The 7,862-nt window shown below is 38.8% G+C and carries 10 protein-coding genes and 1 pseudogene; 8 read left to right on the forward strand and 3 right to left on the reverse strand.

Annotated elements, in window-relative coordinates:
- A pseudogene (locus tag F6K13_RS09280) lies at positions 1-886 on the reverse strand (hypothetical protein); the annotation flags it as partial.
- Positions 887-986: 100 nt separating this feature from the next.
- Between F6K13_RS09280 and F6K13_RS09285 the strand changes: the two are divergent.
- The 7 genes from F6K13_RS09285 (at position 987) to F6K13_RS09315 (ending at position 6,249) form a co-directional block, all read left to right on the forward strand.
- Positions 987-1,565, forward strand: a complete 579-nt coding sequence (locus F6K13_RS09285) for a hypothetical protein (RefSeq protein ID WP_287287254.1) — start codon at positions 987-989, stop codon at positions 1,563-1,565.
- Between the two features lie 128 nt (positions 1,566-1,693).
- Positions 1,694-1,843 (forward strand): hypothetical protein, encoded by a 150-nt coding sequence (locus tag F6K13_RS09290; RefSeq protein WP_287287256.1) that lies wholly within the window; start codon positions 1,694-1,696, stop codon positions 1,841-1,843.
- Positions 1,844-2,056: 213 nt separating this feature from the next.
- A complete protein-coding gene (locus F6K13_RS09295; RefSeq protein WP_287287257.1) occupies positions 2,057-2,653 on the forward strand; it encodes a hypothetical protein in 597 nt (198 codons plus the stop codon).
- Positions 2,654-3,110: 457 nt separating this feature from the next.
- Positions 3,111-3,701 (forward strand): hypothetical protein, encoded by a 591-nt coding sequence (locus F6K13_RS09300; protein WP_287287258.1) that lies wholly within the window; start codon positions 3,111-3,113, stop codon positions 3,699-3,701.
- Between the two features lie 10 nt (positions 3,702-3,711).
- Positions 3,712-4,338, forward strand: a complete 627-nt coding sequence (locus F6K13_RS09305; protein ID WP_287287259.1) for a hypothetical protein — start codon at positions 3,712-3,714, stop codon at positions 4,336-4,338.
- A 5-nt stretch (positions 4,339-4,343) separates the two neighbouring features.
- Entirely contained in the window at positions 4,344-4,970 is a 627-nt protein-coding gene (locus F6K13_RS09310) for a hypothetical protein (protein ID WP_287287260.1), read from the forward strand.
- A 379-nt stretch (positions 4,971-5,349) separates the two neighbouring features.
- Positions 5,350-6,249: a hypothetical protein gene (locus F6K13_RS09315; RefSeq protein ID WP_287287262.1), complete on the forward strand. Its 900-nt coding sequence runs from the start codon at positions 5,350-5,352 to the stop codon at positions 6,247-6,249.
- On the opposite strand, the gene F6K13_RS09320 is transcribed toward F6K13_RS09315, so the two are convergent.
- Positions 6,246-6,698, reverse strand: coding sequence for a hypothetical protein (locus F6K13_RS09320; RefSeq protein ID WP_287287263.1), 453 nt, complete (start codon positions 6,696-6,698; stop codon positions 6,246-6,248). The genes F6K13_RS09315 and F6K13_RS09320 overlap by 4 nt on opposite strands.
- 113 nt (positions 6,699-6,811) lie before the next feature.
- Here F6K13_RS09320 and F6K13_RS09325 point away from each other — a divergent pair, with 113 nt between their 5' ends.
- A complete protein-coding gene (locus tag F6K13_RS09325; RefSeq protein ID WP_287287264.1) occupies positions 6,812-7,228 on the forward strand; it encodes a hypothetical protein in 417 nt (138 codons plus the stop codon).
- On the opposite strand, the gene F6K13_RS09330 is transcribed toward F6K13_RS09325, so the two are convergent.
- The coding region (locus tag F6K13_RS09330; protein ID WP_287287265.1) for a hypothetical protein at positions 7,213-7,862 on the reverse strand (650 nt) is incomplete at its 5' end. The genes F6K13_RS09325 and F6K13_RS09330 overlap by 16 nt on opposite strands.

The following is a 7,862-nucleotide window of genomic DNA, read 5'->3' on the forward strand; positions in this document are numbered from 1 at the left end:
TCCACAACATTTGTGACCCCTTAGCTAGTCTATGTTCTCCAAGGGCGACTGTACCGACGAATATTACTTCTGTGATTACTTCACCACTACTAGGTTTTTTCCCCTTAAACCCGGATAATGGTAAGAGTAAGTCGTAACCCTGAGCTTTTGCTAATGTAAACGCGCTATCTTCCGGATCTAATATTTTTGGCAAGCCTCCCTTAACAGTTACCACAGTTCCCTTCCAACAATATTGGTTAGGAATGCCAACCCTAATTTGTATCGGCTTTTTCTCAGTTGCCCAACTATCGTCAACACCTTCAGTCAACTCCTGTGCTAATTCAGCAGAAATCTTGCCATGACTATCGCCAGGATAATTAGCTAGTGTTTCCTCTGGCAAAGTCGGAATGATAATATCCCTATCCTTTTCCTCATCAATAATTACTATTCTCATCTTGCGAGAAATTAATTTCTTACACTCTGTAAGTAGGATTGAACCATAGTTAATTCTGTTCATCGCTGCATCGCCAAAGTACAGCTTACCTAGCTCTGCGTCGGTAAAGACAAAATGGCCATGAGTCCTGGAACTGCCTGCTAAGTCTAACTTCAACTTAATAGAACCTGACTCTGAAGGTAACTCAATTCCTCCCCTCATCATGGTAGAATACTTGCCAATAAAACTTATGCTAGGAGATTTGTTTGCTGGAATTGCTCCTATTGCACAGTTTACATTGGGGTGCATTGCGCCTAGTAAATTCCTACGGTAAATAATTGAGTCAATTTCATCTTTTTCATTAGTCCTCCAACCTCCCAAACCAAAATCATAAATCGGCATATTTGTCTGATATATGTCAAATCCGCTCAAACCAAATCTTTTAGTTCGAGACTCTAGAGGTTTTTTTGCCATAGCTCAAATTTTCTCTAAAATACTGTTGACACATTCTATTTTCTTAGTGTATGATTAAATCGTCAACGAAAAGGTAAAACCTCTGCGGAGGAAAGCAAATATGCCCAGTATCAAAGAAAAGTTTCAAGAAGCTGGAGCTAAGTTCGGGTTGAGTGTTACTCAGATTGGAGCAGTTTTTGAAGAAGCGACAAACCTCATTGTCGAAGGGATGAAATCGCTGGAAACTCAAGAATGGCCTGGTTTGGGTGCGCTAGTCACCGAACACAAGCCAGAAACAGAAAGGAAAATTGGCGGACTGCCAAGAAAGATTCCTGAAAAAATCGAAGCGAGGTTCCGAATTGACAACAAGATTAAAAAAGTGTTAGTAGATCGAGTTTCTGAACTTCCAGAAAGTGCCAAACTTGGAGGGGCAAAGCCTTCTCCATCTACTGCTACACCTCCAGTTCCAGTACCTACAGTGGAAAGCAAAATTTGGTATTTTGCAATTGACGGAACCAGCTACGGCCCGATGACGATAAAGCAACTTGTTGCTAGTCCTACTTTTGACATAGACAAAGCTCAAGTTTTTAATGAAGAGTGGGGAACTAAGTCGTGGCAACGTGCCTGTGATGTAGCAGCCGTTATGAAGGAGTTTGAAAAGCAGAAAGAGGAAAAGCTTCCACCTATTCCTATGAACTAGCAGCTTTATCAGTTATCAGTTATCAGTTATCAGTTTTTCTGCAAGGATCTAAATTATTCTAACTTCAGAAAAAATTGTGTACGTCGCCAATCCGACGGCTCCGCTATCTGACTTCTGACTTCATATAAATGCCTGAACAAGAAATAATAGAGAGGTTTCCAGTTGTTCGTAAAACTCAGAAGGAGAAGGAACAGCTCTGGAAACAATTACAGGAGGTCATCGCCCAACGCTTGGCAGAACGTGACACTCCAGATGAACCCATAGATATTGATTTCTAACACCAATTTAAAAAAAGAATGTTACGAATAATAAGGGTGATAAAAATAATTTACAGGAGATGTCTCTTTGACGAATAAGATAAGTTATGAACTAAAAAATGGTATCGAAGCTATTCCCATACGACTCCTGAGTCCTAAAAAATCCCCTAGCTATTTGTAGCAAACATTTATTAAATTGGTATAACACCACAAATATATAAGAGGTAAATTGTTATGCCATTATCAGCAGCAACTCTAACCGCAGTCTCCGGACATTTTGGAAGTGATTTCTCTTCCTTACCATCAGCATCATTCTTAGCTGGTTTAGGTCTATCTGGCACTGAGCAAGCACACAAATTATTTGTTCGTCTGTGCCAGTTTTTAATCCTAGAAGCTGAGAACCAAGACTACGCAGCAGTAGACGCTCGTAACCCTCGTGCAGTTTCTCTTGACAACGACGGTCTAATGGGTGAAATCAGTGTTAGGTTGTATGTTCAAGACGTTGATTTGAACCAAGTTGTTACTGGTGCTGACCTGAGCAATGCCAATGGTTTGTTTGGTTTAACTTCCTACGACTTAACTGGAAATACTAACTCCCTAATTGCTGGTACAGCTTTAGCTACTAACTACACTGTTCCGTTAGGGCAGGTACTTTTAGATTGGGCGCGTGTTCTGAACAGCTATGATTCTGACCCTGCTGTAGACAGCTATAGTCAAAAGGTGCGTATTAGTACTGCTGAAAGTTCTGACGGTCCACGGACAAGCATTCGGATTGAGTTTCCTGTTACTGGTCAGCTAGTTTTCCAAGCTGAAGACTTAGTAGATTTTTAATAGCACAATTACCAAATAATTAATAATTAATAATTAAGGTTTCAAGCCTCTCCTTTTAAGGAGAAAAAGCGGTCGTTTGCGGAGCATTTCGTAGGATGGGATGGCGAGGTTTTCCGCTCTTGCAGAGCCGCTCCGAAGTACGCCATATCCAATCGACCAAGAGAAGAAAAATTTTTCTTTTTAGTCAATCTCCTTCTTAAAAATAAGGGGTAATTGTCAATTGTTAATTATTGAAAGTCCTGGCGGTTCTGCTGCCAGGGGTTATTTTTTCATATTGATAATGGATATGAATAATGGATAATTATTTTTGTTTTCGGCTGTCGCCGACATGGAAAGCGGAGCATTCCCTAGGAAAGCTTTGCAGAACGCAAACATAATTATCAATTATCCATTGGTAAGTACCTTTGGTGTGAAAACATATTCCCTATTCCCTGTTGCCTGTTGCCTATAAAAAACTATGCCTGCAACTACTCAAGAAGTTCTCAACGCTTTGGCTAGCTCCTCAATGCCATCTAGCAGTATTGCCAACAGCTTTAATATTACTGGTTATGAGAATAATATGTTTCTCAAAGACTGGTGTATGTTAATCAATGGCTTGTTTTTAATTAATCGCGAGTTTTATAGAAACTACGAACTTGCCTATAACGAGCCTAGACCAGCACCTTATAATTTTAGTTCTCCTACATCCAATTCGGCAATTTACACGGCTAGAATTGACTTGTACATGGACGATTTCAACACAATAACCAACAGTCAGAGAGACAGTTTTCAACCCTTTAATGGAGTCACTGCACAAGCTTTGGATATGAATAGTTATACAAGCTTGTTTGGTTCCAACTTTGCTCAATGTCCGTGGTTGGTAATTAATTTTGACACAATTGCTCCAATGCAGTTCGCTTTAGACACTGCAAAAATTATGCAAGAGCTAGGTGAGCCAGTAACTGTCACTCTTTCAAATAGAAGCTCTGTAATGCTGGCTGCCATTAGAGCAGAAGTGAAGGTAGGGACTCCCCAAGTTCCTCAGTACGAAGATATTTTAGTGGCCTAGGAGGTTAGCTATGGGAATCTATCAATATGAAGCTAGAACTGTTAGTGTAGTACCAAAGCTACAGTCACTTGATACGAGGTCTAAGTCTCTTTTTAACTCAATAGATTTTTCGTCACACAATACTGAAAGGTTTGTCAAGTCACTCATAAACTTTTGTTCAGCGGCCGTAATAGCTAGTACAGTTCCTACAAGTGAACCTGATGTAGCTAATTTTGAATCTGTAGAGTACAGCTATAACGTAGGCCGTAAAGCAGGGGCAGATTTGACTGTAAAGTTCTACATAGACCCCTATGATACATCTTTAGTATTGGGTAAAGAAATGAATGGTCGGCTGGCTATTGCCGACAATGTGTTTACTTTGCCAGAAGTAACTGCCTATATGACAGATATTGGCTACTTAGCAGTTGACTTTACTGGGAGTGGTACTAACCCATTACAGTTTATTTATGATTGCTGTAGGGTGTTGCACGAAAGGGCAACTTCTGATAGCACAAGTTACCCAAATAACGACCCTCAATTCTCGATCAATATTTCCAAGAGAAGGAACGGAGTTTTGTGTGATATCAACTTTAATTACATTCCTTTGAACGCGCCAAACTTACCTTTTTATAGTAAAATTGCTGACAATTACTCATAAAGATAATGAGCTTACTTAACGACGATGCAACCGTAGCAAAAGTAGTCCAATACTTTCAGGATAATACCGTTAACGCTACATCTCGTGATTATTGGACTGGGATAGATATGTCTGTTCATAACGACCAGCCATTTTTTAAAGTTTGGGTAGCATTTTGTTCTATCAGCAAAATGATAAATGATTATTACTATTACAGTTCAGAAAACCCTAGCTATCCTAGACGAACTCCTATTAGATTTGGCTTGAAAGCTGCTAATTTAGTTGAAATGACTGTTGGTTTTCAAGTTGAACCCAATAATCCCAATGAAGTTAGTGGTAGCAATGAAAATGGCTACCTAATGTCAAACATGGGTTCTCAATATTACTCTTCTAGTAATAGGAATTACTACACAGATACACCTTATTTTAACAGCTCAAACCCTAGAGCAAATCAACCATTACAGTTAATTTGGGATTCTGCTAGGGTGCTGAATACTTTAGCTAAAGCAGGAGCAGCAAATAAAGAATTACCTAATAATGGAGGTTTAGGAGTCAGAATTTTAGAGGGAAGCGAGAAGCTCAATGTAACTATTAGATGCGATGTGCCTATGTTGACTCCCTTGATGCCTTTATGGGCAGACTTCAATAATTGATAATTGATAATGGATAATTGATAATTACCTCTCCCTAAAAGAGAGAGGATTGACATTTAAGGAAAAAATTTATTCTCTTCCCCTTGAAAGGGGAGGCTTTAAACCTGAATAATCTAATTATTTAATTGTTTAATTATTAATTATTTCGGTAAATAATTAATAATTAATAATTAATAATTACCTATTCTTATAACAGATAGGATTGGCTAAAAGGAATTTTTTTTCTTCTCTTGGTCGATTGGATATGGCGTTGTGCAGGGCGCTAAACGCCATCCCATCCTACGGGAAACTTCGTTAAAACGACCGCTTTTTCTCCATGAATGGAGAGGCTTTATACCTTAATTTTTCGGTAAACGTTTAAATTTTAAGAAAAACTATTATGGCTGAACTAAGATTCACCCGTGGTTTTGTTATTATCACTCAAACTGGTGATATTGCATTTGAAGTTGAGAAGATTGGCACTAATGCGGATGCTGAAGCTAGAATAACTTTCCGTGGCGCTGACTATTCAGACTATTTTAGGAGGTTGGGAACTGCTGTCAAGTCGATGGACTCTATTGGTCATTTCTATTCTCCAGCTAGAAGACTGTTTTGGGAGAAAGAAGAGGAAGGAATCAAAACCTTCTCTGTTAACGTCAAGAGCAATGAAGTAGCATATCCAAAGACGTTTACTTGTCATCTATCAACCAACAGCAACGGTGTTGAAGAAGGATTGGCTGAATGTTATTGTGTTATTTTGCCCAAAGGTAGCCATGTTAGCGACTTCCTCTCAGATGAAGTAATGATAGGTAGTTTGGCAGAGTATGGCAATATCGATTTTAAGTTCATGGACTGGGCAAGGAATGAATATTCTCCTCAACTGCAACCAACGCTTAATCCTGAGATTAATAAACTACTGTTTCAACCTCTAGGAAATGGAATCTTTTATATTACAGGTAGGTATCGCTCTGTTAATACCCAACAAATTCCAGAGCAAGCATTAATTGACTACAACAATGAGAACGGAACTAGCTTTGATACGAAGACTAGAGAGAAGATGATTTTGCCAATGGTGAACCAAGTGGAGTGGGATATTCCGCTGTTCATTAGTAGTGGAAACATTTGGTATAAAAATGGAAACTTTAATGGTGATTGGTTGAAACCTCTGGCAGGAGTATGGAAAGCTAGGTCTAAAGAAGTTGAACTTAAATACGATGATGGTCGTTACGCAGTTCTGTTTGGTAACGGCCAATTTAGTTGGGACATTGATGTAATTGTTACAGGCTTTACTAAGATTTAAAACAATGGTTCATCTCTGATTAATGTAGTGACAATGTAGTCAGCTTTTTGATATGTAGTCACCCTAGCTACTTCATCATATTGAACATTAACATGTTGTCCTATTAAGTGCATAATATATTTGCCTCTGGTGGTGATATGTTCTGGCAAGTCTGGACTCATGTAGCATTGAAAGAGTTTAAAATCAATACAGTTGTCAAATAATAAATCTAAATATTCTCTGATTTCTTTGCCAAAGTTGGGCTGTTGTGCCAAGACAAGAGCTGGTGAATATTGCTGTATCACTGGCTCTCTATCTTCTTTGGGGAATAATTTCCACATCCAACTGTCATGCCTATCTTTAATATTGCGCATTGTCACCCTTTCTGGTTTATAATCTCCGTACTCCTTATAGATGTTGTTGTAGATGGCATGGGCATTTATCACATCTGTTTCGTTCCTCCAAATCATAAACGGCATCTGCATCATATACCCATTGCTAAGTACAATGAAGGAGATGTTCTGCCTTAGCTCGTCGTATAAGCTGTTAAGATTTAAAGTTTTTGCTATCATATCTACCCCGAATGGCTTCTGTACAAACAATAGTGTATCCTCTTCCACCTACACTTAACAAAATTATTAGCTCTGCCAGGAGAAGTATTTATGCGTCCTCATCTGAAAAGCGTAAGTGGACTCAGGAACTGGCTTTGATGTCTAGTGCATTGCAGCCTTATGGAGAAAATAAGGTGTGGCTTTGTTTCAACTGGAGAGTGTTCAATGAAAACCGCGATCCAGATAATATTGCTGCTGCTGCAAAGTATATAATGGATGGACTGGTTGCTGCTGGTGTACTGCCGGATGATTCTTTACGATATATCGGTAGTCCTGTGTTGCATTACTACGATAAAGCAGAAAAATGGGAGGATCGCTGTGAGCTTACCATCAGCACTTATCCTCCCGTTGTCACCTGGCATCAGTTTGACAGTCATTCTTTCAACTGAGGAAATATTCCCTCCACCATTCCCATCAACGTTGTTGCTGTCTTTGCTTGAGTTCCTGTTTTGTTGAGCTGATAGTAGGCATCTGGAGGGGTGCGATATTCTGATTCTGCCATCTTATTAACTAGCCTTTCAGTCGCTAAACAATCTTCTAAAGCTTGATATCCTCCGTTAAAAGACTGATTTTCCCAACATTTGTTTGTATTATCCCATTTATTGCAGTATTCATTGTGCATTAACATTATGCAAATACCAGATGAATAGTTTAACTGGGGAAAGCCATATTTATGTACAGTTCGTTTAAGTATGGTAAAGTTAAGCTGCCTGTTATAGACACATATATGCTTGTGTTTAGTTATTTCCATTATCTTTGGGTAAACTTGAGCAAAGGTGGGTTTACCCTCTAGAATGTCTTGTGCATTAGAACTGGGTCTAACTAAGGTGTTAATAAAAGTCTTTCCGTCTAGGTCAGTTATAGCAAACTCAACTATCTCATTTTCGGTATTTAAAGTAGTAATTTTCATACCTAGAATGACAAATTCTTCCTTGTGTTTGACGATTTTCTTGGCTGATTCTACAGACTCGTTATAGGCTGAATCATAGTCCCATTGACTTGCAAGACTATATAAATCAATGG

Source organism: Okeania sp. SIO2B9 (genome assembly GCF_010672505.1).
Lineage (GTDB): Bacteria > Cyanobacteriota > Cyanobacteriia > Cyanobacteriales > Microcoleaceae > Okeania > Okeania hirsuta.